Raw genomic sequence first — 25304 nt, 5'->3', positions numbered from 1 at the left:
GCAGGGCGTGCACAATCCGGGGATGAGCAATTCCAAGACTTTGGTGCTGATCGACGGCTCCAGCTACCTGTACCGCGCCTATCACGCCATGCCGGACCTGCGGGCAGAGCCCGGCAACCCGGCCAGCCCGGCCACCGGGGCGATACGCGGCATGATCAACATGCTGCAGGCGCTGAAGAAGGACGTGGCGGCCGACTATGCGGCCTGCGTGTTCGACACCAGCGGCCCGACCTTCCGCGATGCGCTGTATGCCGACTACAAGGCCCACCGCGCGCCCATGCCCGACGATCTGCGCGCCCAGATCGAGCCCATCCACGAAGTGGTGCGCCTGCTGGGCTGGCCGGTGCTGGCCATACAGGGCGTGGAGGCCGACGACGTGATCGGCACGCTGGCCAAGACGGCGGCTTGCCAGGGCGTGAACGTGGTCATCTCCAGCGGCGACAAGGACCTGTCCCAGCTGGTGGACGAGCGCATCATGGTCATGGACACCATGAGCGGCAAGCGCCGCGACGTGGCGGGCGTCACGGCGGAGTTCGGCGTACCGCCCCAGCTCATGATCGATTACCAGTCCCTGGTGGGCGACGCGGTGGACAACGTGCCCGGCGTGGCCAAGGTCGGGCCCAAGACCGCGGCCAAATGGCTGCTGGAGTACGGCTCGCTGGATGCGCTCATCGCCCATGCGACCGACATCAAGGGCGTGGCGGGGCAGAACCTGCGCGATGCGATCGCCTCGGGCCAGCTGGCGCTGAGCCGCCAGCTGGTGACCATGAAGACCGACTGCGACCTGAAGGCCGAGCTGCCCGGCCTGCCCGACCTGGCGGTGCTGGAGCCGGCCGTGCCCGACGCCGTGCAGCTGCGCGACTTCTACGAGCGCTACGGCTTCAAGGCACTGGCGCGCGCCATCGGCGGCGGTGCCGCGCAGCCCGATGCGCTGGAGGCCGTGCAGTCCGGCCGCAAGAGCGCCAGGCCGCGTGCCGACACGGCCACGGACGACATGTTTGCCGAGCAGGCCGAGGAATCCGGCAGCGCCACGGCCGAGGCCGAGCAGGCCCAGCAGCGCGAGCTGCACTATGACGTGGTGCTGACCTGGGAACTGTTCGACCAGTGGCTGGGGCGGATCGATGCAGCGCCGCTCACGGCCATCGATACCGAGACCAATTCGCTGGACGAGATGAAGGCCGAGATCGTCGGCATCTCGCTGAGCGTCAATCCCGGAGAGGCGGCCTACATCCCGCTGCGCCATGCGGGCCCGGACGCGCCCGAGCAGCTGCCTTTCGACGAGGTGCTGGCGCGGCTCAGGCCCTGGCTGGAGGATGCGGCCAAGCCCAAGCTGGGCCAGCACATCAAGTACGACCGCCATGTGTTCGCCAATGCCGGCATCGAGGTGCGCGGCTATGTGCACGACACCATGCTGCAAAGCTATGTGCTGGAAGTGCACCGCCCGCATGGCCTGGCCAGCCTGGCGCTGCGCCACACCAACCGCACGGGCATCAGCTACGAAGACCTGTGCGGCAAGGGCGCGCACCAGATTCCGTTTGCCCAGGTACCCGTGGACAAGGCGGCCGCCTATGCCTGCGAGGATGCCGACCAGACGCTGGACGTGCACGGCGTGCTGTGGCCGCAGCTGCAGGCCAGCGAAGCCCTGCGCGGCATCTACGAGCTGGAGATCGCGACCAGCGAGGCGCTGTTCCGCATCGAGCGCAACGGCGTGCTCATCGACGCGGCCACGCTGGCCAGGCAGAGCAACGACCTGGGCCAGCGCATCGTGCAGCTGGAGCAGGAGGCCTATGACATCGCGGGCCAGCCCTTCAATCTGGCCAGCCCCAAGCAGCTGGGCGAGATCTTCTTCGACAAGCTGGGCATGCCCGTGGTGAAGAAGACCGCCACGGGCGCGCGCAGCACCGACGAGGAGGTGCTGGAAAAGCTGGCCGAGGACTACCCTCTGCCGGCCAAGCTGCTGGAGCACCGCAGCCTGTCCAAGCTCAAGGGCACCTATACCGACAAGCTGGCCCAGCTGGCGCTGCCGCGCACGGGCCGCGTGCACACCCACTATGCCCAGGCCGTGGCCGTGACGGGGCGCCTGTCCAGCAACGACCCCAATCTGCAGAACATCCCGATCCGCACGCCCGAGGGCCGGCGCGTGCGCGAGGCCTTTGTCGCGCCCGAGGGCAGGCTGATCGCCAGCGCCGACTATTCGCAGATCGAACTGCGCATCATGGCCCATCTGTCGGGCGACGAGTCCCTGCTCCGGGCCTTCCACGAAGGCCGCGACGTGCACCGCGCCACGGCGGCCGAGGTCTTCGGCGTGGAGCTGGAGCAGGTCAGCAGCGAGCAGCGCCGCTATGCCAAGGTCATCAACTTCGGCCTGATCTACGGCATGAGCAGCTTCGGCCTGGCCAAGAACCTGGGCATAGAGACCAAGGCCGCGGCGGCCTATATCGACAAGTACTTCCAGCGCTATCCGGGCGTCAAGCGCTACATGGACGAGACCGTGGAATTCGCCCATGCCCACGGCTATGTGCAGACCGTGTTCGGCCGGCGCCTGTACCTGCCCGACATCAACGGCGGCAGCGGCCCGCGCAAGAAAGCCGCCGAGCGCCAGGCCATCAACGCGCCCATGCAGGGCACGGCGGCCGATCTGATCAAGAAGGCCATGGTGGCCGTGCAGGCCGAGCTGGACGCCGCCAGGCCCGAGGTCAAGGTCATCATGCAGGTGCACGACGAACTGGTGTTCGAGCTGCCCGCCGCCGAGCAGGACTGGGTCAGGACCGAAATCCCGCGCCTGATGGCCCAGGTGGCCGAGCTCAAGGTGCCGCTGCTGGCCGAGGTCGGCTTCGGGCCCAACTGGGACCAGGCGCACTGAACCAACGTCCGGCCCATCCGTCCGCTATGCAGTGTCGGAATAGCGCGACACGGCAGGCGGGCGCCTCCCAAGCGCCATGAAGCTGTATACGATCTAGCCAGGGCCGTGCCCGGGCGCCACAAGCGCTTCGCACGCCGCCGGCGAGATCCGTGCGGCCCTGCAACTGCGGTTTTTCTGCGAGGACATGTTTTGACTTCCATCTTGTATCAGGTCCTGATCACTTTGGACTCCGTGGCGCTCATCGGCTTTCACAGAAAGCCGCGCTGTACCCTGGTGCGCAGGCGCATGCGGCGCGACCTGCTGGCCGGTGCCCTGGGCGTCGGCAGCCTGCTGGGCGTGGCCGGCCTGGCCCAGGCCCAGGAAAAAGGCAGCTGGGTGCTGGTGCAGCCGCTGGAGCGGGCCCAGGTGGCCGATGCGGTGGCGCGCCACTATGCCAGGCTGCTGCCCCAGTACCTGGAAGGCAAGGCTGCCGTGCACGAGGCCAGCCGGGCCCAGGGCGTGCGGGCCGTGCGCTGGGCGGTGGACGAAGCGCCGCCGCAGCGTACGCTGATGCTGATGTCCTCGGTGCTGGCCGTGCAGATCCAGGATGAAGACGGCGCGAGACGCCGCGGATTGAGCATGCTGCCGGTGCAGCTGGTGCTGCAGCGTTCCTGGTGCCTGGCGGCGGCCAGCGGCCAGCCGCTGAAGAACAGCGGCGAGCTGGTTGCCAGGCTGCGCAAGCTGGGGCGGCCGGTGCGCCTGGGCGTGCCGGTCAACGGCGGCATGCCCGGCATCTGGATCAAGGCCATGGAGCGCCGCACCGGCGTGGCCTGGCAGGCGCAGACCTATGCACGCGAAGTCTATCCGGCCGTGAAGGATCTGCTGGCGGGCCGCCAGGACCTGCTGCTGGACCATTGCGCCGAGATCCGGCGCGTGGCGGACGCCGCCGGCGATGCCGTGCGCTCCAGGCTGCAGATCCTGGCCTTTGCGGGGGAGCAGCCGGTCTCGGATGTGCCCAATTTCTGCCAATGGCGGCTGCCGCCCATCTCCTCGGGCTGGATGGCCTGGTTCGTGCCGGCGCGCATGAAGCCCGATGAACGCGAACGCCTGGGCCGGGCGCTGCATGCCATCGCCCTGCGGGCCGACACGCAGCGCCTGATCCAGGATCTGCAGCTGGAGCCGTCCACATTCTCGATCGAGGCCAGCCAGGCCTTCGTGGAAAACTCCCTGGGGGACTGGCGCAGCGTGGCGACCTGGCTCGACAACATTTCCTCCGAGGCTTTGCCGCAGGCCCCCGCGCAGGAGGCGCAGCCCTGACGGCCTGCATGAAAATGCATAGCGGTCAGCGCTGGATGTGCCATGATTCCAATGATGAATAGCAGTAGAACAAAGAAGGCAGGAGCGCTGCAAGCTCCCGTTTTATGAGCGCAGGCAGCGGCTCCAGCCGCCCCGCCCAAGGCAGCGCGCGCATGACGCCGGCGATGCGCATGGGCCTGTCCATCGCGGTGGCCACCGGGCTGTACGGCATCTCGTTCGGCGCACTGTCGGTGGCGGCCGGCCTCGACCTCTGGCAGACCCAGGCGCTGAGCTTTCTGATGTTCACGGGCGGTTCGCAATTCGCCTTCGTCGGCGTGATTGCCGGCGGCGGCAGCGGGGCCGCCGCCGTGGGCGCGGCCAGCCTGCTGGGCGTGCGCAATGCCATCTACGGCATGCAGCTGAGCCGCATGGTCGGCCCGCACGGCCTGTGGCGCTGGCTGGCCGCGCACTGGACCATTGACGAATCGGCGGCCACGGCCGCGGGCCAGGATGATGCGGCCGAGCAGCGTCGCGGCTTCTGGATGGCCGGGGGCGGCGTCTTCCTGTTCTGGAACCTGTTCACCCTGCTGGGCGCGCTGCTGGGCGACGCCCTGGGCGACACGCGCCGCTTCGGCCTGGATGGCGCAGCGGTGGCGGCCTTTCTGGGCCTGCTCTGGCCGCGGCTGAACGCGCGCGAGCCGGTTGCGCTGGCGCTGGTGTGCGGCCTGGTCACGGCCGTGGCCATCCCGCTGGTGCCGCCGGGCCTGCCGATCCTGCTGGCTGCGGCCGTCGGCGCCCTGTGGGGCTGGATGCGGCCTTCCGAGGCGAAAAGGGGAGGTCCCGCATGAGCGGCGCAGCGATGACGGGGACCGGCCTGTGGGGCTGGATCGCGCTGGCTTGCGCACTGGCCTTCGTGACCAAATTCCTGGGCTACAGCCTGCCGCAGCGCTGGCTGCACAGCCCGCGCATGACCCAGGTGGCGGCCTGCCTCACGGTGGCCTTGCTGGCTTCGCTGACGGTCATGAACACGCTGGCCGGCGGTACCCGGCTGGTGTTCGATGCGCGCCTGGCGGCGCTGGCCGTGGCGGCCGCGGCCCTGTGGCTGCGCCTGCCGTTCCTGCTGGTGGTGATCCTGGGCGCGCTGGCGGCGGCCCTGGTGCGCTGGTGGTTCTGAGCCGCGCTCCACGCAAGGGGGCTGCAGCTGTGCCCGGGCTCACCGATTAGACTGCTGCGAGCCGTTCATGGCTGGAAAGGCGACTTCCTATGCAATATGGCGATATCAGGCGGGATCTGGAATCCATGCTGCCGGGCCGTTCGGCAGAAGAGGGCAAGGACAGCCGGCGCGGCATGCTGCGCATGGCGCTGGGAATCGGTGCGGGGCTGGGCTATGCCGCAGCTGCCGGCCCGGTGATGGCGCAGACGGCCATCGCCACGCCGGCGGATGGCCTGGCGGCCGGACGCATCCATTACGAGGTGGGCGGCTTTGCCGTGCCGGCCTACCATGCGATGCCGGAAAAGAAGGCCGACCTGCCCGTGGTGCTGGTGGTTTCTGAAATTTTCGGTGTGCATGAATACATTGCCGATGTCTGCCGGCGCCTGGCGCGCGCCGGCTATCTGGCGATTGCTCCGGACCTGTTTGCGCGCCAGGGCGATCCCGCCAGCTATACCGAGATGGCCAGGCTCATGAGCGAGGTGGTGGCCCGGGTGCCCGATGCCCAGGCCATGGCCGATCTCGACGGCGCCGTGCAATGGGCCGCGGCCCATGGCGGCGACGGGGCCCGCCTCGGCATTACCGGCTTTTGCTGGGGCGGGCGCATCACCTGGCTGTATGCCGCCCATGGCGCTGCCCGGGCCGGCGTGGCCTGGTACGGGCGACTGGAAGGCGAGAAGACGGCCTTGCAGCCGGCCCATCCGGTGGACCTGGTCCCGCAGCTCAAGGCGCCGGTGCTGGGCCTGTATGGCGGCCAGGATGGCGGCATTCCCGTGGCCTCCGTGGAACGCATGCGCGAACGGCTGCGGCACGGCCCGGCTGCGGCCAAGGCCTCGGAATTCGTGATCTATCCGGAGGCGGGCCACGCCTTCCATGCCGACTACCGGCCCAGCTACCGCGAGCAGGCTGCCCAGGATGGCTGGCAGCGTATGCTGGCCTGGCTGCACAGGCATGGCGTGTCTTAGGCGGCCTGCATCCGTGGCCCGGCGTCCGGCCACGACCCTGCGGAAAAAGGATCCGGCGGGGGCTTGACAGCTTTGCTAAGGTGAAACCGGGAAGCAGCTCCGGGCTTGCGGTGTGGTGATAGCGCCGCGCGCCGCAGTGGGCGGCGCATTCTGCGAGAATTCGCGGGTTTCGCCTGTGAGGCAGGCTAAAAGCAAGAAATTAGCTATGACATTGGTAGCAATCATTCTGGCCACTCTGGCGGCCGGCATCGGCAGCGTCTGGGTGGCCGCTTTGTTGATGGGTTTGGGCGGCTCGCGTTCGCCGGGCATGATGCCGCAGCGGCTGCTGAGCCTGGCGGCCGGCGCCTTGCTGGCCACGGCTTTCATGCATTTGCTGCCCGAGGCGTTCGAGAGCCATGGCGAGGCGCACGACCTGTTCATCACCCTGCTGGTGGGGCTGGTGTTCTTCTTTCTGCTGTCCAAGGCCGAGCTGTGGCACCACGGGCACGAGCATTCCCACGCGCATCCGCCGTCCCATGCGCATCACGGCCACGGCCATGGGCATGCCCACGCGCACGAACAGGGCCATGGGCATGGCCACGGCCACCAGGGCGGCGGCTGGGCCGTGCTGACGGGCGACAGCGTGCACTGCTTCGGCGACGGCGTGCTGATTGCCTCGGCCTTCGTGGCCGACATCCGGCTGGGGCTGATCGCGGCCCTGTCCGTGCTGGCCCACGAGGTGCCGCACCACATGGGCGACATCGTGGTGCTGCGCCAGTCCAGCTCCAACCGGCGCGTGGCGCTGATCAAGGTCTCCATGGCGGGCGCGGTCACCACCCTGGGCGGCATTGCGGGCTATTTCCTCATCGGCCAGCTGCACGAGCTGCTCCCGTACTTCCTGGTGGTGGCTTCCAGCAGCTTCATCTATGTGGCGCTGGCCGACCTGATTCCCCAGCTGCAGAGGCGGCTGAGCGCGCGAGAGACCGCGGCCCAGGTGGGCTGGCTGCTGCTGGGCATCGTCCTGGTCACGGTCATGAGCGGCGCGGCGCACAGCCATGCGCACTGAAATTTGCTGAACGGCGCTCAGGCCTGGGGCAGGGCCTCGCCGCGCAGCACGGCGCGCACGGCGGGCAGCTGGCGCCGCGAGACCGCCAGCATCTCGGGCACGCCGTGCAGCTGCAGCATCCAGGTTTCCCCGTCGGCGCCGCCGTCGCAGCGCTCCAGGCCGCGCAGCGCGGAGCGCGCCACCAGCGCATTGCGGTGCACGCGCAGCAGGTGCTCGCCGTGGCGCTCCTCGAGTTCGGCCAGGGCGCCGTCGAGGATGTAGTGGCGTGCGGCGGTGCGCACCGTGATGTATTTCTGCTCGGCTTTCAGATAGAGCACCTCGGCCAGGGGCAGGCGTACCGTGCGCCCGCGCTCCTGTATCAGCAGCTGCGCGCCGGTCTCGCGCGCGGCCTGCGCCAGGGCGCTGCGGGCCTCGATGGCGCGCTCGGCCTTGAGCAGGGCCTGCTCCAGGCGTTCCAGGCGCACCGGCTTGGTCAGGTAGTCCACGGCGTCCAGCTCGAAGGCGTCGACCGCATGGTGGGCATGGGCCGTCACGAAGATGACGGCCGCCGGCTCGGCCTGCGAGCACAGCGCCCGGGCCAGCGTCAGGCCGTCCTGGCCCGGCATGTGGATGTCCAGCAGTACCAGCTGCACGGGCCTTGCCATCTGCCGCGAGGCCTGCAGCACTTCCAGGGCCTGGCGGGCGTCGGCGGCTTCCTGCACGCGCAGCGGCTCGCGGCCCTGGCGGCTTTCGCGGTCCTCGCAGTCGCCCAGCAGCGTGCGCAGGCGGGTCCGGGCCAGGGCCTCGTCGTCAACGATCAGTATGTGCATGGCGGAGGGCGGCAGAGGGCTGCCGGCTGTCGGAATCGGGAAGGGGCACGGCGATGCGCACGATGAAGAAGCCGCCCTGGACGCGGGCCGAAAAGCTGCCGTGCAGGTCGTGCAGCAGCGAAAGCCTGGCCTTCACGTTGGCCAGCGCAATGCGGTGGCCGCTGGGCGATGCGGTGTCCTGCGCGGCGCCGTCCGCCGGCAGGGTGTTGATGATGTGGACCACGGCCTGCTCGCCGCGCCTTTGCGTGCGTATCTGCAGCTTGCCGCCGCGCAGGCCGGGCTCCACTCCGTGGCGGATGGCGTTCTCGACCAGCGGCTGCAGCAGCAGGGGCGGCAGCAGCGCGCCATGGGCGTCGGGGTCCAGCTGCCACTGCATCTGCAGCCGATCGCCAAAGCGCACCTGCTCGATGGCCAGGTAGCGCTGGGCCAGCTCGATTTCCTGGGCCAGCGTGGCCGTGCTGTGCGGTTCGGCCAGGGCGTAGCGGAACAGGTCGCTCAGGTCCTCCAGCAGGGTTTCGGCCTTGGCCGGTTCGGCGCGCACCAGCGCGATGGCGCTGTTGAGGGTGTTGAACAGAAAGTGCGGGCGGATTCGCGACTGCAGCTCGGCCAGGCGCGCCTGGGTCTGGGCGGGCGTGCTGCCGCGTGCACGCAGCACCAGGGCCGTGACCAGCGCGGCCGCCAGCACCCCGCCGGTGACGGCGCTGGCCAGCCAGGGCGCGTCGGCCAGGCCCACCCAGTGCAGCGTGGCGCAGGCGTACAGACCGGCCAGCATGCCCAGCGCCACGCCGCCCAGGTACTGGCCGCGCGTGTGCATGCGCTGCAGCCGGTGCTTGAGGCTGCAGGCCGCGATCAGCCAGATCAGCGTGCCGGGCAGGCTGGCGCCGGTCAGCAGGGCCATGCGCGAAAGCCATTCGGCCGGCGTGCCGGTGCCGAACATGGCCGCGACGGCAATCACGCCCTGCACGAACAGCACGGCACGCAGCACCACGCCTGCATTGCAGGCGTCGAACACCAGCGGCTGCGGCAGGCGCGACGGGGGCTCGGCGGGGCGGGTGGTCGGGTTCGGCAAGATGGGCTCGCAAGTCACGGCAAGGCAGGACAGGGGCCCGCCGCGGCGGCGCGGGCCCGTGGCTGGTGATTATGGCTGCGGCGGTGCCGGTTCAGGCATGCCGGCGCAGGCCGGCCAGCTGGCGCAGCCTGAACGAGCCTCGTCTGATGTGGCGCAAGGCCATGGCCAGGCCCGTGGACGCGGCAGCGGGTGCCGGCGCCAGGGCCTCGGCGCCGCGGGCCGCCTGGGCAAAGCGCTTGAGCGACCAGCCTATGCCGGTGAGGATCAGCGCCATCGCAAGGCACTCGGTCCAGTCCGGCAGGCGCCTTTCCCAGGCGAAGTGGTAGAGCAGCGTGAACAGGGTCTCGAACACCACGAGCTGGCCCATGAGGGAAACCGGCAGGCGCACGCTGGCCGCATTCCAGGCCAGGTTGCCGAGCCAGGAGCAGAAGATGGCCATGCCCAGGCACAGCAGCCAGAAAGTCTGCCAGCGTGCCGGCGGGATCTGCTGGGTGGCGGCCGGCGCGAGCCACCACCACAGTGCGGCCAGCACCAGGCTCAGCACGCCCACGACCAGGCCCCACAGCGTGGACCATTCGGAGCCGTTGAAGCTGCTGTCGCGCAGGAAGCGGTTGTTGTCGATGGCATAGCGGCTCCAGGCCAGCAGGGCCAGCATGGCCATGAAGACGCCGCCCGCATAGCGCGTGCCGCCCGTGCCGCCGGCCGACAGCGCCTGGCCCAGGGCCTGGCTGTTGATGGTGACGATGCCCAGCACGATGAGCAGCAGTGGCATGGCCAGGTGCCGTAGGGGCAGCGAGCCGGCCGTGTGGCGCGCCATCAGGGGCACGAGCACGGGCACCAGGCCGACGATCAGCGACGTCACCGGCACGCCCACCCATTGCACGGCCGTGGCAGCCACGGCGAAGTAGGCGATATTGCCCACGAGCGCCAGCCAGGCCAGGCGCAGCAGGTCCACCCTGCGGATGCGCGGCCGCAGCCGGGCAGCGCGCGGCGCAAAGATGCACAGGGCCACCACGCCGTAAAGACCGAAACGGGCAAAGGTGATCTGCAGCGGTGAAAACTCGGGCAGCAGCGTGGGCACCATGTAAATGGCGCCCCAAAGGCCGCAGGCGGCGAGCGCAAACACCAGACCCTGGGCCATCGACGAACGGGAAGACATCAACAACGAAGGCCGGCGCTTGTTAAGTGCCGGCCCATCCAACTGCCGCAAACCAAGATGGCCCGCACAAGCGCAGGCCCACCGCTGAGGCGAGCGCGATTGTGCGCCGCCAGCCATGGCATGGATGGCATCAGGCCTATGGGGCAGTCGGATGTGATATCCAGAAAATCCGCCTGCAGCGCTTTGCTGGTAAGCGAAAGGACTTTGAAAAACATAGCATCCGCAGCGAGCGGCGCTGTCTGTTTTTTGCCATCGCCCGGGCTTGCGGCGGTGCGCAGGGCCGACGGCCGGCACCGCCGATAAAATGGGCGGTTTCGCGGACCGCTGCAGTCCGCAGCGATTTCATCCGGCTCACCCCGCTTTGTCCCCTATGTCCGCCCATCAAAACTCCACTCCCTCGCACAACCAGCTCGACACCAAGGCCGAAGCCTGGTCGGCCCTGTTCTCCGAACCCATGAGCGACCTCGTCAAGCGCTATACCTCCAGCGTGTTCTTCGACAAGCGCATGTGGCAGGCCGACATCCAGGGCAGCCTGGCGCACGCCGAGATGCTGGCGGCCCAGAAGATCATCGCGGCCGAGGACTTTGCCGCCATCCAGAAGGGCATGGCGCAGATCACGGCCGAGATCGAGGCCGGCAGCTTCGACTGGAAGCTGGACCTCGAAGACGTGCACCTGAACATCGAGGCGCGCCTGACCCAGCTCGTGGGCGATGCGGGCAAGCGCCTGCACACCGGCCGCAGCCGCAACGACCAGGTGGCCACCGACGTGCGTCTGTGGCTGCGCGGCGAGATCGACCTCATCGAAGGCCTGCTCAAGGAGCTGCAGCGTTCGCTGGTCGAGGTGGCCGAGAAGAACGTGGATGTGATCCTGCCCGGCTTCACCCACCTGCAGGTGGCCCAGCCAGTGAGCTTCGCCCACCACCTGCTGGCCTATGTGGAAATGTTCAAGCGTGACGCCGAGCGCATGCTGGACGTGCGCAAGCGCGTCAACGTGCTGCCCCTGGGCAGCGCGGCGCTGGCCGGCACCACCTACCCGCTGGACCGCGAGCGCGTGGCCCGCACGCTGGGCATGGAAGGCGTGAGCCAGAACAGCCTGGACGGCGTGAGCGACCGTGACTTCGCCATCGAATTCACTGCGGCCGCCAGCCTGTGCATGGTGCACATCTCGCGCCTGTCCGAGGAGCTGATCATCTGGATGAGCCAGAACTTCGGCTTCATCCGCATCGCCGACCGCTTCACCACCGGCTCGTCGATCATGCCGCAGAAGAAGAACCCCGACGTGCCCGAGCTCGCACGCGGCAAGACCGGCCGCGTGGTCGGCCACCTGATGGGCCTGATCACGCTGATGAAGGGTCAGCCCCTGGCCTACAACAAGGACAACCAGGAGGACAAGGAGCCGCTGTTCGACACCGTGGACACGCTCAAGGACACGCTGCGCATCTTCGCCGAGATGATCGGCGGCCAGGTCAACCCGGCCACCGGTGCCAAGGAGGGGGGCATCACCGTCAACCAGGAGGCCATGCGCGCCGCCGCGCTCAAGGGCTATGCCACGGCCACCGACCTGGCCGACTACCTGGTCAAGAAGGGCCTGCCGTTCCGCGACGCGCACGAGACCGTGGCGCATGCCGTGAAGCTGGCCACCATGAAGGGCGTGGACCTGACCGAGCTGCCCCTGGCCGAACTGCAGGCCTTCAACCCGAACATCGAGGCCGACGTGTTCGAGGCGCTGAGCCTGGAGGGCTCGCTCAATGCCCGCAACACGCTGGGCGGCACCGCGCCCGCGCAGGTGCGTGCCCAGCTGGCGCGGCACCAGGCGCGCCTGGGCTGATGGCCGCCCCGCGGCCCTGAATTTGTGGCGTAATCATTGCGCCGGAAAAGCGCCCTTTGCCGGGCGCTTTTGCTTGGGGCAGACCGAACAATACACAAGGAGAGAACTCATGGCGCAATCCCGTCGTCAACTGCTGCAGGCCGGCCTGGGAGCCGCTGCCGCTGCGGCGCTGCAGCCCCTGGCCTGGGCGCAGCCGGCATCGCAGCCGATCCGGATCCTGGTGGGCTTTCCGCCCGGCGGCGGCTCGGACGCCATTGCGCGCCTGCTGGCCGACCGGCTCAAGGACGAGCTGGGCACCACCGTCATCGTGGACAACCGCCCCGGCGCAGGCGGCCAGATCGCGGCACAGCAGCTCAAGGCGGCGCCGGCCGACGGCCATACGCTGTTTCTCACGCACGACCACACCATCTCCATCCTGCCCCAGGTGGTGAAAAAGCCCGGCTTCGATCCGCACCAGGACTTCGTGCCCGTGGCCGGCTTCGCGACCTTTGTGAACGCGCTGGCCGTATCGAGCAGCACGCCGGCCAGGAACCTCGCCGAGTACGTGGCCTGGGTGCGCGCCGGTGCGCGGCGCGGCAGCGTGGGCATTCCCGCGCCGGCTTCCACGCCCGAGTTCCTGGTCAAGCTGCTGGCCGAGCACTACCAGCTCGACCTCGTGGCCGCGCCCTACCGCGGCAGCGCGCCCATGCTGGCCGACATGCTGGGCAACCAGATTCCGGCCGGCATTGGCTCGGTGCAGGACTTCATGGAGAACCACAAGGCCGGCAAGCTGCGCGTGATCGGCGTGCTGGGTGCAAAGCGCCAGGCCGCCATGCCCGACGTGCCCACGCTGGCCGAGCAGGGCATCCAGGGCTTCGAGGACACGCCGTATTACGGCATCTATGCGCCCCGGGGCACGCCCCAGGCTTTCGTGGACCGGTTCTCTTCGGCGCTGGCCGCGGTGCTCAGGCAGCAGGATGTGCACGAGCAGCTGACGGCGCTTGGTCTTACAGTCGGATACATGAATTCCGCACAGCTGGCGGCCAGGGAGGCGGCCTACACCCGGGTATGGGCCGGTATCATTCGGCGCAGCGGCTTCCAGCCGCAATAGCCCGCGCGTGCAGCATCTGCTCAAAGCCCTGCTTCGCCCGAGGAGCAGGGTTTTTTCGTGCCTGCTTCCCAGTGGTGGGGAAAGACGCGCCGGGCCATAACTCCAATTCAAAATAGTGGGCCCGGGGCATTCTTTGCGGCTCAGAGGGGAAAGCTGTTATGAGCGTGCCGAGCACGAAGAAGGCCGAAGAAGTGTCCCGAAAGGCACCTCCGAACGCGCAAAGCCGGGCGCCGGCCTGGCGCAAGGCCCTGGGGGCGGGTTTGCTGTGGGGGCTGGCCGCCGTATCGGCGCATGCCGTGGGCATCCGCCAGTTCAGCCCGCAAGGCGATGTGACCAAGGTGGGGCAGGTGGTGGTCCAGCTCGACGGCGCCGGCGTGCGCCTGGGCGATCCCAAGGCCGCAGCGCCTGTGACGCTCAAGTGCAGCGACGCCCAGGCGGCGCAGGGCACGGGGCGCTGGAACAGCGAAAAGGAGTGGGTGTTCGACTTCGCGGACAACCTGCCGGCCGGCGTGCGCTGCACGGCGCAGATCAATTCCCAGTTCAAAACGGTCGCCGGCACGGCGCTGACCGGCGCCGCCAGCTACCAGTTCCAGACCGGCGGCCCGCAGGTGGAGCGCATCGCCCCCGACACCTACGAGAGCATCGACGAGCAGCAGATGTTCGCGCTGCGCCTGACGGGCGCGGCCCTGCCCGACAGCGTGCAAAAGCATATGTGGTGCACCTCGGAAGGCGTGGGCGAGCGCATTCCCGTGCAACTGGTCACTGGCAAGGACCGCGATGCCGTGCTCAAGCAGCAGCGCTGGGACAAGGACGCCGCCAGGAATCCGCAGAAATATGTGGTGCTCGGCTGCAACCGCCGCCTGACTTCGGGCAGCAAGATGACGCTGGTCTACGGCCAGGGCGTGGCCATGGCGAGCGGCCTGGCCAGCAAGGACGTGCAGCGCTACGAATACAGCGTGCGCGAGCCTTTCTCCGCCGATTTCAGCTGCGAGCGTGAAAACGCCCAGGCGGCCTGCCTGCCGATCCGGCCCATGCGCCTGTCCTTCAATGCGCCGGTGCCGCGCAAGCTCATCGAGGGCATACGCCTCAAGAGCGGCGCTTCTGCGGTGGCACCCGTCATCGAGCAGAACGGCGACAGGCTGGCCGAGGATTCGCTGGTCGACAGCGTGAGCTTCCCGCCCACCATGACGGCCAATGCCAAGTATGTGATCGAGCTGCCGCCCCAGTTCAAGGACGCGGCCGGCCGCACGCTGGAGAACGCCGGCATGTTCCCGCTGGCCACGGCCACGGGCGCCATGCCGCCGCTGGCCAAGTTCGCAGCTTCGCCGTTCGGCATCGTCGAGCGCTTTGCCGAAGGCCCGGACGGCCCGGCGCTGCTGCCCGTGACGCTGCGCAATGTGGAGCCCGAGCTGACCGCGCAGTCGCTGGACGCCAGCCTGGTGCGCACCAAGAAGGGCGGCTCGGATGCCGACATCATCGCCTGGCTGCACAAGCTGGAGGACTACGACAGCTACACCGTCAGCCGCAAGCGTGCGGCGCGCGACGTGAAGGTGCTGCCGCCTGTCATCAACGACGAAAAGCACTACGTGCAGACGCGCATGCTGTCCCTGCTCGATGGGCAGAGCCAGGTCCAGAAGCTGGAGATGCCCAAGGCATCCAAGGGCGATCCGCGCCCCTTCGAGGTGGTGGGCATCCCGCTGAGCCCTGGCTTCCAGATCGTCGAGATCGCATCGCCCATGCTGGGCAAGTCGCTGCTCGATGAAGGCTATGGCGCGGGCCGCACCATGTATGTGCGCACTTCGGCCCTGGTGACCAATCTGGCCGTGCATTTCAAGCTGGGCCGCGAGAATTCGGTGGCCTGGGTGACGACGCTGGACAAGGGCAAGGTGGTGCCTGGCGCCAGGGTGCAGGTGTCCGACTGCAACGGCCGCGCGCTGGCGTCGGCCACCACCAACGAGCAGGGCGTGGCCTCGTTCCCGGACCTGAGCCCCAATCCGCCCCAGTGCAGCCGCACAGACGAAGGCTTCTACCATAGCGCTGCCTATTTCGTGAGCGCCCGCGCCAGTACGGACAAGGGCGAGGAACTGGCCTTCACCTGGAGCAACTGGCAAAAGGGCATAGAGCCCTGGCGCTTCAACGCGCCCACCAGCAGCAGCTCCGAGCGTGACGAGGCCGCCCACACCATCTTCGACCGCATGCTGTTTCGCGCCGGCGAGACCGTGTCCATGAAGCACATCCTGCGCAGCCTCACCGGCCCTGGCGCAGGCCGCAACGGCTTTGCCCTGCCGGAAAACCGGCCCGACCAGCTGCGCATCACCCATGTGGGCAGCGGCCAGCGCTTCACCCAGGCCCTGAACTGGCGCAGCACCGGCTCGGGGGGGCTGAGCGCGGCCAGCGAATTCGCCATTCCCAAGGCCGCCAAGCTCGGCGAATACTACGTGGAGCTGGGCTATGCCGGCGGCGGCAGCAGCTACCGCCGCACCTTCAGCACCGGGTCGTTCCGCGTGGAGGAGTTCCGCCTCCCCGTGATGGAGGGCCGCATAGGCCCCGAGGCCAAGGGACCGCTCTACAACGTGAGCAGCGTGCCGGCCCAGGTGCAGATCAACTATGTCTCGGGCGGTGCCGCGGCCAATCTGCCGGTCAAGGTGTCGGCCGTGGTGCGGACCAAGTCGCTGGACTTCTCCGATTGGGACGGTTTCAGCTTCCGTTCTCCGCGCGGCGCCCAGGACCTGGAGCGCAGCGATGACGAAGAGGAAGCCGCCAGCGACGAAAGCAAGGTGGTGGCCGACAAGCTGCCCGTGACGCTGGACAGGAACGGCCTGGGCAAGGTCAACATCTCCAATTTGCCCAAGTCCAGGGAGGCCCGCGAGCTGCTGATGGAGGCCAGCTACGCCGACCCCAACGGCGAGGTGCAGACCCTGCGCAGCACGCAGACCCTGTGGCCCGCGGCCGTGGTGGCCGGCATCCGTGCCGAAGGCTGGATCTCGGTGGACCGCAAGCTCAGCTTCCAGGCGCTGACGCTCGATACCTCGGGCAAGGCCCAGGCCGGCGTGCCCGTCAAGGTGGAGGCCGTGGCCCGCATCACCACCTCCAGCCGCAAGCGTCTGGTCGGCGGCTTCTACAGCTACGACAACCAGACCTCGCTGAAGTCGCTGGGCACGGTGTGCTCGGGCACCACCGACAGCCATGGCCTGCTGCAGTGCGAAGCCCAGCTGGCCCAGCCCGGCGAGGTGGAGCTGATCGTTTCGGCCACCGACAAGGACAGCCGCAGTGCGCAGGCCGCCACCAGTGTGTGGGTCACCGGCAAGGGCGAGCTGTGGTTCGGCGGCGAGGACCATGACCGCATGGACGTGCTGGCCGAGCGCAAGAGCTACGAGCCCGGCGAGACGGCGCGCTTTCAGGTGCGCATGCCGTTCCGCAGCGCCACGGCCCTGGTGGCCGTGGAGCGCGAAGGCATCGTGAGCACCCAGGTCGTGGAACTCAATGGCGAGAACCCCACGGTGGAACTCAAGGTGCAGGACAGCTGGGGCCCCAACGTCTACGTGAGCGTGCTGGCCCTGCGCGGCCGCCTGCGCGAGGTGCCCTGGTACAGCTTCTTCACCTGGGGCTTCAAGTCTCCGCGTGAATGGTGGAATGCCTTCTGGCACGAGGGCAAGGAATACATCGCGCCCACGGCCATGGTGGATCTGTCCAAGCCGGCCTTCCGCTTCGGCATGGCCGAGATCCGCGTCGGCATCAAGGGACACGCCATCGACGTGAAGCTCAGCGCCGACAAGGGCAGCTACAAGGTGCGCGGCACGGCCAGGGTCACCGTGAAGGCCACGTTGCCTGACGGCAAGCCCGCGGCCGGTGCCGAGGTCGCGGTGGCCGCCGTGGACCAGGCGCTGCTGGAGCTCATGCCCAATCCCAGCTGGCAGCTGCTGGATGCCATGATGACGCGCCGCTCCTGGGGCGTGCAGACCGCCACGGCGCAGATGGAAGTCATCGGCCGGCGCCACTACGGCAAGAAGGCCGTGCCCGCGGGCGGCGGCGGCGGCCGCAGCCCCACGCGCGAGCTGCTCGACACCCTGCTGCTGTGGAAGCCCAATGTGGTGCTGGATGCCAAGGGCGAAGCACAGATCGAGGTGCCGCTCAACGATGCGCTGACCACCTTCCAGGTGGTGGCCGTGGCCGACCATGGCGTGGGCCTGTTCGGCACGGGCCAGACGGCCATCCGCACCACGCAGGACCTGCAGATCATCAGCGGCCTGCCGCCGCTGGTGCGCGAGGACGACCAGTTCCGTGCCCAGGTCACGCTGCGCAACACGTCGGCCAAGGCCATGAAGGTGGAAGTCACGCCGCGCGCCACGCTGCTGGAGCTGCAGCCCCAGAAGGTCGACATTCCCGCCGGCGAGGCGCGTGAAGTGGCCTGGGACGTGAAGGCTCCGGCCCAGCTGGCCGGCACGCGTGCCGAAGCGCTGATCTGGGAGATTTCGGCGCGCGATGTCGGCGGCGGTGCCGATGCCGCCCAGGACGCGCTCAAGATCAGCCAGCGCATCGTCCCTGCCGTGCCCTTGAGCGTGCAGCAGGCCACGCTGGTGCAGGTGGACGGCAGCTATGCCGTGCCCGTGGCGCCGCCCGCCGATGCGCTGCCGGGACGCGGCGGCCTGCAGATGTCGCTGGTGCCCAAGCTGACCGAAGGCTTGCCGGGCGTGCGCGACTGGTGGGCCCGCTACCCGTACTCCTGCCTGGAGCAGATCACGGGCAAGGCCGTGGGCATGAGCAATGCCGAGCTGTGGCAATCGACCATGGCCCAGCTGCCCAACTATCTGGACGGTGACGGCCTGGCCAACTACTTCCCGCCGCGCGACGGTTTCCGCGACAGCGGCAGCGACACGCTGACCGCGCACCTGCTGAACCTGGCTGCCCTGGCCCAGGGCGTGGACAAGCGCTTCGTGCTGCCCGCTGCCGAGCGCGCGCGCATGGAAGACGGCCTGATCGCCTTCGTGGAAGGCCGCATCCAGCGCAACTTCTGGAGCCCGCGCAAGGACCTGGAAATGCGCAAGCTCGCGGCCATCGCCGCATTGGCGCAGTACGGCAAGGCCTCGCCGCGCATGCTCGACAGCATCAACATCACGCCCAACCAGTGGCCCACCCATGCGGTGATCGATCTGGCGATCCTGCTGCAGCACATGAAGGATGCGCCGCAGCGCGATGAGCGCCTGGCCCAGGCCATGCAGATCCTGCGCGGCCGCCTGACGTTCAACGGTACGCGCGTGGGCTTCTCCACCGACCAGGACGACAGCTGGTGGTGGCTGATGCAGGGCCCGGACGTGAACCTGGCGCGCCTGATGCTGGCGACCATGGACGAGCCCGAGTGGAAGGACGACATGCCGCGACTGGTCAGCGGCTTCATCGCCCGCCAGCAGTCGGGTGCCTGGAGCACCACCACGGCCAATCTGTGGGGTGCGCTGGCGCTGCGCCGCTTCTCGCAGAAGTTCGAGGCCGTGCCCGTGGCCGGCACCACGGTGGCCAGCATGAACGGCAACGAGGCCAAGGTGGACTGGGCCAATGTGCGGCGCGCCACCTCCGAGGACGCGCAGGGCACGGCCCATGCCACCAGCCTGTTCGGCGCGCCCGTGCGTGCCGGCGGCCTGATGAACAACACCATGTTCATGCCCTGGGGCAAGGCCGGCAAGGGACAGCTCACCGTGACCCAGCAGGGCACGGGCAAGCCCTGGCTGACCGTGCAGTCCGTCGCGGCCATGCAGCTCAAGGAGCCGTTCAGCTCCGGCTATACCGTCAAGCGCACCGTGACGCCCGTGGAGCAGGCCGACAAGAGCCTGGGTGCGGGCCAGTACACGCGCGGCGACGTGCTGCGCGTGACGCTGGAAGTGCAGGGCAAGGCCGACATGACCTGGGTGGCCATCACCGACCCCGTGCCCACGGGCGCCACCATCCTGGGCGGCGGCCTGGGCCGCGATTCGGAAATCGCCTCGGCCGGCGAGAAGCAGGAGGGCGCGGGCTGGCTGGCCTACGAGGAGCGCAGCTTCGAGGCCTACCGTGCCTACTACCAGTACCTGCCCGCGGGCAAGACCAAGGTGGAGTACACGGTGCGCCTGAACAATGCCGGCGAGTTCGCCTTGCCGCCCACCCGCGTCGAAGCGCTGTACGCCCCCGAGATGTTCGGCGAGGCGCCCAACGCCAGGATCAAGGTGGCCATGCCCAAGTAATGCCCGGCGGCGCAAGCCGCCGCGCAGGGACCCCGAGCCCCGGCCCGCATGCGCGGCCCGGGGCTTTTTCATGCGCCATTGCCGCAGGCGGGGCGCAGCACCCGGCGAGCCGAAGGCCAGGAGCGGAGTACAGTGGCGCTCTCGTGCAATGGAGTACTTTCATGTCCGGACCCGCTGCAGCAGGCGTGCTGATCTACGCCAGACACCGCGATGCGCTCGCGAATTTCTACGGCCGGGTGCTGGGCATGCAGCCGCTGCACCGCGACGAAAACCTGACGGTGATCGAGTCGCCGCAGCTGCAACTGGTCATCCACGCGATCCCCGAAGCCATTGCCGGCCAGATCAGCATTGCCTCGCCGCCGGTGCGGCGCGAGAACGCGGCGCTCCGGTTCTTTGCCACCGTGCCTTCCATCGCCGAGGCCGCCCGGGCTGCCCGGACACTGGGCGGCCAGGTGTTCGACGAGCGCTGGCAGGGCCCGGGCTTTGCCGTCTGCAATGCCATGGACTGCGAAGGCAATGTGTTCCAGCTGCGCGAACGGACTGCGGGCCATGCATGACGCCGCCCCTGGCGCGGCGCAGGCCGGGCAGGTCCTGAGCCTTGTGCGGCGCACGCCCTGGCTGATGCAGGCGCTGGCGGCGGCCGGGCAGCAGGGCTGGTCATCGTGGTGCATAGGCGCGGGCGCCGTGCGCTGCGCCGTGTGGGAGGCACTGCATGGCCGCACCGCCGGCGTGCGGCCGCCGTCCGGACTGGGCGACATGGACGCGGTGTATTTCGACGCGCAGGAGGTGGCGCAGGGCCGCTGGCAGTCGGCGCAGGCATCGGCCCGGCGGCAGTTGCAGGACAGCTTGCCCTGGGCGCGATGGGAAGTCGTGAACCAGGCGGCCGTGCACTGCTGGTATCGCGGCGCCGCAGGCCAGCCGGTGCCGCCCTTTGCCTCGCTCGAGCAGGCGGTGGCGAGCTGGCCCGAAGTGGCCACCTGCGTGGGCGTCTACCTGGATGCGCGCAACGAGCTGCAGCTGGTGGCGCCGCTGGGTCTGGACGATCTGCTGGCGCTGCGCGTGCGCTACAACGCCTCGCAGCCCGAGCGGGTCGATGCGCGCACCTATGCGCAGCGCATGCAGTCCAAGCCGTGGCAGCGCCACTGGCCGCTGCTGCAGATCGAGGCCGCCGCCTGAGCAGCAATGGCTAAAAGCATAGCTATGGACGCTTGGTGTACAAGCGCTGGAATGCGATTTGATTGAATATCCAAGGACGCCTATGCAAGTTCTGACATGGAATACCCAATGGTGCTGCGGTATGGACGGGCAGGTCAGCGTGGAGCGCATCGTGCGCCATGCGCTGCAGATGGCGCAGGACCAGGGCGGGCTGGATGTGCTGTGCCTGCAGGAAGTGGCCGTGAACTATCCGGCGCTGCAGGGTCGCCCCGGCGACCAGGTCGGCCAGCTGCGGGCGCTGCTGCCCGGCTGGCAGGTCTTCTTCGGCGCATCGGTGGACGAGTTCACCGCGCAGGGCCGGCAGCGCTTCGGCAACGTGGTCGCCACGCGGCTGCCGGTGCTGCAGGTGCAGCACCATCCGCTGCCGTTTCCGGCCGAGGCCGGCGTGCGCTGCATGCAGCGCATGTGCTCGGTGGTGACGGTGCACGATGCGGCACTGGGGCCGGTGCGCATCATGGGCACGCACCTGGAGTATTTCTCGGCGCGCCAGCGCATGGCCCAGGCCCGGGCCTTGCGCTCGCTGCATCTGCAGGCCTGCGCGCTGGCCGATGCGCCGCCGCAGCCGGCCGACGACGGCTCGCCCTACCAGACCAAGCCGCATACCCGCCATGCCATCCTGTGCGGCGATTTCAACTTCGAGCCGCACGAAGACGAATATGCGGTGCTTTCCGCGCCCTGGGACCGGGGCGAAGAGGGGGCGCGGGAGCCCGGCGGCTGGCACAACAGCTGGACGGTGCTGCACCCCGGCGAGCCCCAGCCGCCGACCTTCCGGCTCGTCGACCGCACCTGGGGTCCGGAGCCCGGGGCTTGCGATTTCATCTGGGTCAGCGACAGCCTGCGCTCCCATGTGCGCGACTGGCGGGTGGACAGCGCCACCCAGGCCTCCGACCACCAGCCCGTGCTGCTGGGCCTGGCTTGATCCATGTCCAGGCGCCTGCACGGGCCGCCGCGCTTGCGTGAAAGGACTACAGACGGCGCGCGGGCCAGCGTTCAAGGTAGAGGCGAATCCGCCACCTGAAAGGAGTTCCCATGCCTGTTGCCGTCCCGTCCCTGTCCATCATGCTGCACCGTACCTGGTGGGTGCTGCTGCTGCGCGGCCTGGTCGCCATCGTGTTCGGCGTGCTGACCTGGCTGCAGCCAGCGGCATCGGCCGCAGCCCTGGTGCTGGTCTTCGGCGCCTATGTGTTTATCGACGGCCTGCTGGGCGTGTATGCGGCGATCCGGAGCCGCCACCAGTCGCGCCACTGGTGGGTGATTCTGCTGTGGGGACTGACGGGCGTGGTCGTCGGCGTGCTCACGGTCGTCAATCCGGCCATCACGGCGCTGGTGCTGACCATGTACATCGGCGCCTGGGCGCTGATTACCGGCGTGATGCAGATCATCGCGGCCATCCGCCTGCGCAAGGAAATCGAGGGCGAATGGGTGCTGGTGCTGGGCGGCGCGATCTCCGTGCTTTTCGGCGGCTTCGTGCTGGCCCAGCCGGGCGCCGGCATGATGGCCATGCTGTGGGTGCTGGCCGTGTATGCCGTGGCCTTCGGCGTGCTGATGGTGATCCTGGCCTTCAAGATCCGCAAGAACGCGATGCCTTAGGGCCTGTTCACATAACCCTTGCGGTCGCGCAAGCCAGGCAGGTGTCAATGCCAGGCGCGCGACGCCGTGCGGGTGCCAACCCGCACAAGGACTGCAACGCCGCAGTGGCGGCCCTGCCTGGCTTGCCCGAAGGGTTGTGCAGCCTTGGGCGTCTGCGGCGTTGCCGGTCCTTGCAAGGTGCCTACCTTGATGCGGCCCGGCGCCTGGCATCCATCCCCAGGCTGCACAACGCGATCCACGTGCGTTATGTAAACAGGTCCTGGGGCGCTGCAACGCGTTCCCGGAGCCCGCGCGGGCTGCCGGCCTGGCTCCGGGCGTCTACCTCAGAGGCATGCGGCAAGGGCATGCCTTCTTTCTTTGGGACAATGCTGGCCCGGGCTCCCCAGGAGCCTGCCGCCATGCCTATGACCGACGCACCCGTCCCCGCCATTCCCGCCCTGCTCCGTGCAGGCGCCCCAGAGCCCGGCCGCCGCCTGCTGCGCCGCGCTGCCATCGCCGCCCTCCTGGGCCTTGGCCTGTCCACCGTCTCCCATGCGCTGCCCAGTTTCGACGAAGTCAGGCGCGAGCACCGTTCCTCCGAGACGGTGCTGCTGTCGCGCGAAGGCGAGGTGCTGCAGCGCCTGCGCACCGACAGCACGGTTCGCCGCGGCCCGTGGACCGCGCTGGGCGATGTGTCGCCGGCCTTGCGCACGGCCCTGGTGCTCAGCGAGGACAAGCGCTTCTACGAGCACAGCGGCGTGGACTGGACGGCCGTGACCTCGGCGGCCTGGGGCAATCTGTGGAACACGCGTACGCGCGGCGCCAGCACCATCACCATGCAGCTGGCCGGTTTGCTCGACGGCGACTGGCGCCAGGGCCCGGGCGGGCGCACGGTGGTGCAGAAGGTCGGCCAGGCCGTGGCGGCCCAGGTGCTGGACCGGCGCTGGCGCAAGGACCAGATCCTGGAGGCCTACCTCAATCTGGTGCCGTTCCGCGGCGAGATCGTGGGCATCGACGCGCTGGCGCAGACCCTGTTCGGCAAGGCGCCGCACGGCCTGGATGCGCGCGAGGCGGCGCTTGCCGCGGCCCTGGTGCGGGCGCCCAATGCCTCGCCCGAGCGCGTGGCCCAGCGCGCCTGCGGCGTGCTGCAGGCCATGGCGCCCGACGACGCGGCCGCGCGCAACTGCCAGGACGGCGGCTCGGCCCTGCAGCTGTACACGGCCAGCGTGCTGCAGCGCCGACAGTGGGCACCCAGCGAAGGCGTGGCCCCGCATTTCGCGCGGCGCTGGCTGGCGCTGCCGCAGAACAAGAACCGGGAGCAGGTGCGCTCCACGCTCAGCGCACCCTTGCAGCGCTTTGCCGTCGCCAGCCTGCAGCAGCATCTGCGCGAGCTGCAGGGCCGCAATGTGGAGGACGGTGCCGCCGTGGTGCTGGACAACGCCACGGGCGAGATCCTGGCCTGGGTGGGCTCCTCGGGCACGCTGAGCCAGGCCTCGGAAGTGGACGGCGTGACCGCCATGCGCCAGCCGGGCTCCACGTTCAAGCCCTTTCTCTATGCGCAGGCGATTGCCGAAAAACGCCTCACGGCGGCCTCGCTGATCGAGGATTCGCCGGCCCACATCCCCACGCAGAACGGCCTGTACATCCCGCAGAACTACGACCGGCGCTTCAAGGGCTGGGTCTCTGCGCGCACGGCGCTGGCCTCCTCGCTCAACGTGCCGGCGGTGCGTACCCTGGTCATGGTCACGCCCGATGCATTTTTCGACCAGCTCAAGCGCCTGGGCCTGCCGCTGCGCGAAAGCGGCGGCTACTACGGTTTCAGTCTGGCACTGGGCAGCAGCGAAGTACCTTTGCTCCAGCTGACCAACGCCTACCGCGCTCTGGGCAATGGAGGCCTATACCGGCCTGTGAGCTGGACGCTGGGGCCCACGGGCAGCCGCATGAGCCGCATGGCGGGTGGCAAGCCCAATGATGGCGAGCAGACTGCAGGGGGCGAGGCACCCGTACAGGCGCTGGATGCGCGCGCGGCCTATATCGTGGGCAATATCCTTTCGGACAACATGGCGCGCGCCCCCACCTTCGGCACCGACAGCGTGCTGGCCACGCGCTTCTGGACGGCCGTGAAAACCGGCACCAGCAAGGACATGCGCGACAACTGGGCCCTGGGCTGGTCCGAGCGCTACACCGTGGGCGTGTGGGTGGGCAATGCGCGCGGCGACGCCATGCATTCCGTCAGCGGCACCAGCGGCGCCGCGCCCGTATGGGCCGAGATCATGGGCTTTCTGCACCGCTCCACGCCCAGCCGCGCGCCGCAACCGCCGGCCGGCCTGGTGCAGCAGCAGGTGCAGTTCGGCGCGGCCGGCCCAGGTGCGGCCGGCCAGGGCCTGCCGCTGGAGAGCGCGCGCAGCGAGTGGTTCATCGCGGGTACGCAGCAGGCTGTTTTTGCTATGGATCATGTAGCTTCTGACGCTGGCAACGACAGGAATTCAAGCCGAAACCATGCGAGAAATGGCGCAGGCTCGGCGCAAGCTGCTACGCAAAACCGTAGCGTCCAGCCGATGCCGGTGCGCATATCGCGGCCTGCCAACGGCACCATCCTGGCACTGGACCCCGACATACCGCCGGACCGCCAGCGCGTGCAGCTGATCGCGCGCCAGGCCGGCATGGCGGCCGAGCAGGACTGGCGCGACGGCAGTCTGCGCTGGCGCATGGTCACGCAGCGCATCGCCGCGCCGGTCCAGCCTGGCGCGGCTGCGGCGGGCGGTGCCGGCACCTCCCGGGTTTCCGATGTCACGCGCGAGATCGGGCGCGGCAGCCAGGTCGGATGGCTGCCCTGGCCGGGCCGCCACCGCATCGAGCTGGTCGATGCCGCGGGCACGGTGCTAGACAGCGTGCAGGTGGAGGTGCGCGGTGCCGGCGCGCTGGTGGCCGGCCCCGAGGAGATCCGCGGCACGCGCCGCCGCTGATGCGCGCAAGACCGCCGGACCGAGGGCTG

General features: G+C 69.0%; 17 protein-coding genes. 14 read left to right on the top strand and 3 right to left on the bottom strand.

Annotated elements, in window-relative coordinates; genetic code table 11:
• The first annotated feature begins 22 nt into the window (after positions 1–22).
• The 6 genes from polA to Cte04_RS04650 all read left to right on the top strand — a co-directional run bounded on the left by polA (position 23) and on the right by Cte04_RS04650 (position 7358).
• Positions 23–2863, top strand: coding sequence for a DNA polymerase I (gene polA, locus Cte04_RS04675; RefSeq protein ID WP_066472836.1), 2841 nt, complete (start codon positions 23–25; stop codon positions 2861–2863).
• A 189-nt stretch (positions 2864–3052) separates the two neighbouring features.
• On the top strand, positions 3053–4159 hold the full coding sequence (locus tag Cte04_RS04670) for a type 2 periplasmic-binding domain-containing protein (RefSeq protein ID WP_157081838.1): 1107 nt from the start codon (positions 3053–3055) through the stop codon (positions 4157–4159).
• Between the two features lie 104 nt (positions 4160–4263).
• Positions 4264–4986 carry an AzlC family ABC transporter permease gene (locus Cte04_RS04665; RefSeq protein WP_245633292.1) on the top strand — a complete coding sequence of 241 codons (723 nt, stop codon included), beginning with the start codon at positions 4264–4266 and terminating at the stop codon, positions 4984–4986.
• Complete coding sequence (locus tag Cte04_RS04660; RefSeq protein ID WP_245633291.1) at positions 4983–5312, top strand: AzlD domain-containing protein; 330 nt, start codon at positions 4983–4985, stop codon at positions 5310–5312. Before Cte04_RS04665 ends, Cte04_RS04660 begins: the two co-directional genes overlap by 4 nt.
• Positions 5313–5401: 89 nt before the next feature.
• Positions 5402–6313, top strand: a complete 912-nt coding sequence (locus Cte04_RS04655; RefSeq protein WP_066472829.1) for a dienelactone hydrolase family protein — start codon at positions 5402–5404, stop codon at positions 6311–6313.
• 205 nt (positions 6314–6518) lie between these two features.
• Entirely contained in the window at positions 6519–7358 is an 840-nt protein-coding gene (locus Cte04_RS04650; protein WP_066472826.1) for a ZIP family metal transporter, read from the top strand.
• Positions 7359–7375: 17 nt separating this feature from the next.
• Here the strand turns inward: Cte04_RS04650 and Cte04_RS04645 are convergent, their stop codons facing one another.
• From Cte04_RS04645 to Cte04_RS04635, 3 genes are all read right to left on the bottom strand, one after another.
• Complete coding sequence (locus tag Cte04_RS04645; protein WP_066473966.1) at positions 7376–8167, bottom strand: LytR/AlgR family response regulator transcription factor; 792 nt, start codon at positions 8165–8167, stop codon at positions 7376–7378.
• The gene (locus tag Cte04_RS04640; RefSeq protein ID WP_066473975.1) at positions 8148–9239 is read right to left on the bottom strand and encodes a histidine kinase; all 1092 of its coding nucleotides are present in this window, start codon (positions 9237–9239) and stop codon (positions 8148–8150) included. The genes Cte04_RS04645 and Cte04_RS04640 overlap by 20 nt, the downstream gene beginning before the upstream one ends.
• Positions 9240–9327: 88 nt before the next feature.
• Entirely contained in the window at positions 9328–10395 is a 1068-nt protein-coding gene (locus Cte04_RS04635; RefSeq protein WP_083526503.1) for a DMT family transporter, read from the bottom strand.
• Between the two features lie 370 nt (positions 10396–10765).
• Here Cte04_RS04635 and argH point away from each other — a divergent pair, with 370 nt between their 5' ends.
• The 8 genes from argH (at position 10766) to pbpC (ending at position 25275) form a co-directional block, all read left to right on the top strand.
• Positions 10766–12223, top strand: coding sequence for an argininosuccinate lyase (gene argH / locus Cte04_RS04630; protein ID WP_066472818.1), 1458 nt, complete (start codon positions 10766–10768; stop codon positions 12221–12223).
• 109 nt (positions 12224–12332) lie between these two features.
• Entirely contained in the window at positions 12333–13313 is a 981-nt protein-coding gene (locus Cte04_RS04625) for a Bug family tripartite tricarboxylate transporter substrate binding protein (protein ID WP_066472816.1), read from the top strand.
• Between the two features lie 158 nt (positions 13314–13471).
• The gene (locus Cte04_RS04620; protein ID WP_066472814.1) at positions 13472–19525 is read left to right on the top strand and encodes an alpha-2-macroglobulin family protein; all 6054 of its coding nucleotides are present in this window, start codon (positions 13472–13474) and stop codon (positions 19523–19525) included.
• Positions 19526–19686: 161 nt separating this feature from the next.
• Positions 19687–20082 (top strand): VOC family protein, encoded by a 396-nt coding sequence (locus Cte04_RS04615; RefSeq protein ID WP_066472809.1) that lies wholly within the window; start codon positions 19687–19689, stop codon positions 20080–20082.
• A complete protein-coding gene (locus Cte04_RS04610; RefSeq protein WP_066472805.1) occupies positions 20075–20701 on the top strand; it encodes a nucleotidyltransferase family protein in 627 nt (208 codons plus the stop codon). Before Cte04_RS04615 ends, Cte04_RS04610 begins: the two co-directional genes overlap by 8 nt.
• An 82-nt stretch (positions 20702–20783) precedes the next feature.
• On the top strand, positions 20784–21659 hold the full coding sequence (locus tag Cte04_RS04605; RefSeq protein WP_066472803.1) for an endonuclease/exonuclease/phosphatase family protein: 876 nt from the start codon (positions 20784–20786) through the stop codon (positions 21657–21659).
• 110 nt (positions 21660–21769) lie between these two features.
• Positions 21770–22330: an HdeD family acid-resistance protein gene (locus Cte04_RS04600; RefSeq protein ID WP_066472800.1), complete on the top strand. Its 561-nt coding sequence runs from the start codon at positions 21770–21772 to the stop codon at positions 22328–22330.
• A gap of 404 nt (positions 22331–22734) precedes the next feature.
• A complete protein-coding gene (gene pbpC, locus Cte04_RS04595; RefSeq protein ID WP_157081861.1) occupies positions 22735–25275 on the top strand; it encodes a penicillin-binding protein 1C in 2541 nt (846 codons plus the stop codon).
• The last annotated feature ends 29 nt before the right edge of the window (positions 25276–25304 follow it).

Source organism: Comamonas terrae, from assembly GCF_001544075.1.
Taxonomy (GTDB): domain Bacteria; phylum Pseudomonadota; class Gammaproteobacteria; order Burkholderiales; family Burkholderiaceae_C; genus Comamonas; species Comamonas terrae.
This window is presented reverse-complemented; position numbering and strand designations above follow the sequence as displayed.

Bases quoted from the DNA above. Each gene is read 5' to 3' on its own strand.
- polA (WP_066472836.1), top strand. From the start codon at position 23: ATGAGCAATTCCAAGACTTTGGTGCTGATCGACGGCTCCAGCTACCTG.
- Cte04_RS04665 (WP_245633292.1), top strand. From the start codon at position 4,264: ATGAGCGCAGGCAGCGGCTCCAGCCGCCCCGCCCAAGGCAGCGCGCGC.
- Cte04_RS04660 (WP_245633291.1), top strand. From the start codon at position 4,983: ATGAGCGGCGCAGCGATGACGGGGACCGGCCTGTGGGGCTGGATCGCG.
- Cte04_RS04655 (WP_066472829.1), top strand. From the start codon at position 5,402: ATGCAATATGGCGATATCAGGCGGGATCTGGAATCCATGCTGCCGGGC.
- Cte04_RS04650 (WP_066472826.1), top strand. From the start codon at position 6,519: ATGACATTGGTAGCAATCATTCTGGCCACTCTGGCGGCCGGCATCGGC.
- Cte04_RS04645 (WP_066473966.1), bottom strand. From the start codon at position 8,167: ATGCACATACTGATCGTTGACGACGAGGCCCTGGCCCGGACCCGCCTG.
- Cte04_RS04635 (WP_083526503.1), bottom strand. From the start codon at position 10,395: ATGTCTTCCCGTTCGTCGATGGCCCAGGGTCTGGTGTTTGCGCTCGCC.
- argH (WP_066472818.1), top strand. From the start codon at position 10,766: ATGTCCGCCCATCAAAACTCCACTCCCTCGCACAACCAGCTCGACACC.
- Cte04_RS04625 (WP_066472816.1), top strand. From the start codon at position 12,333: ATGGCGCAATCCCGTCGTCAACTGCTGCAGGCCGGCCTGGGAGCCGCT.
- Cte04_RS04620 (WP_066472814.1), top strand. From the start codon at position 13,472: ATGAGCGTGCCGAGCACGAAGAAGGCCGAAGAAGTGTCCCGAAAGGCA.
- Cte04_RS04615 (WP_066472809.1), top strand. From the start codon at position 19,687: ATGTCCGGACCCGCTGCAGCAGGCGTGCTGATCTACGCCAGACACCGC.
- Cte04_RS04610 (WP_066472805.1), top strand. From the start codon at position 20,075: ATGCATGACGCCGCCCCTGGCGCGGCGCAGGCCGGGCAGGTCCTGAGC.
- Cte04_RS04605 (WP_066472803.1), top strand. From the start codon at position 20,784: ATGCAAGTTCTGACATGGAATACCCAATGGTGCTGCGGTATGGACGGG.
- Cte04_RS04600 (WP_066472800.1), top strand. From the start codon at position 21,770: ATGCCTGTTGCCGTCCCGTCCCTGTCCATCATGCTGCACCGTACCTGG.
- pbpC (WP_157081861.1), top strand. From the start codon at position 22,735: ATGACCGACGCACCCGTCCCCGCCATTCCCGCCCTGCTCCGTGCAGGC.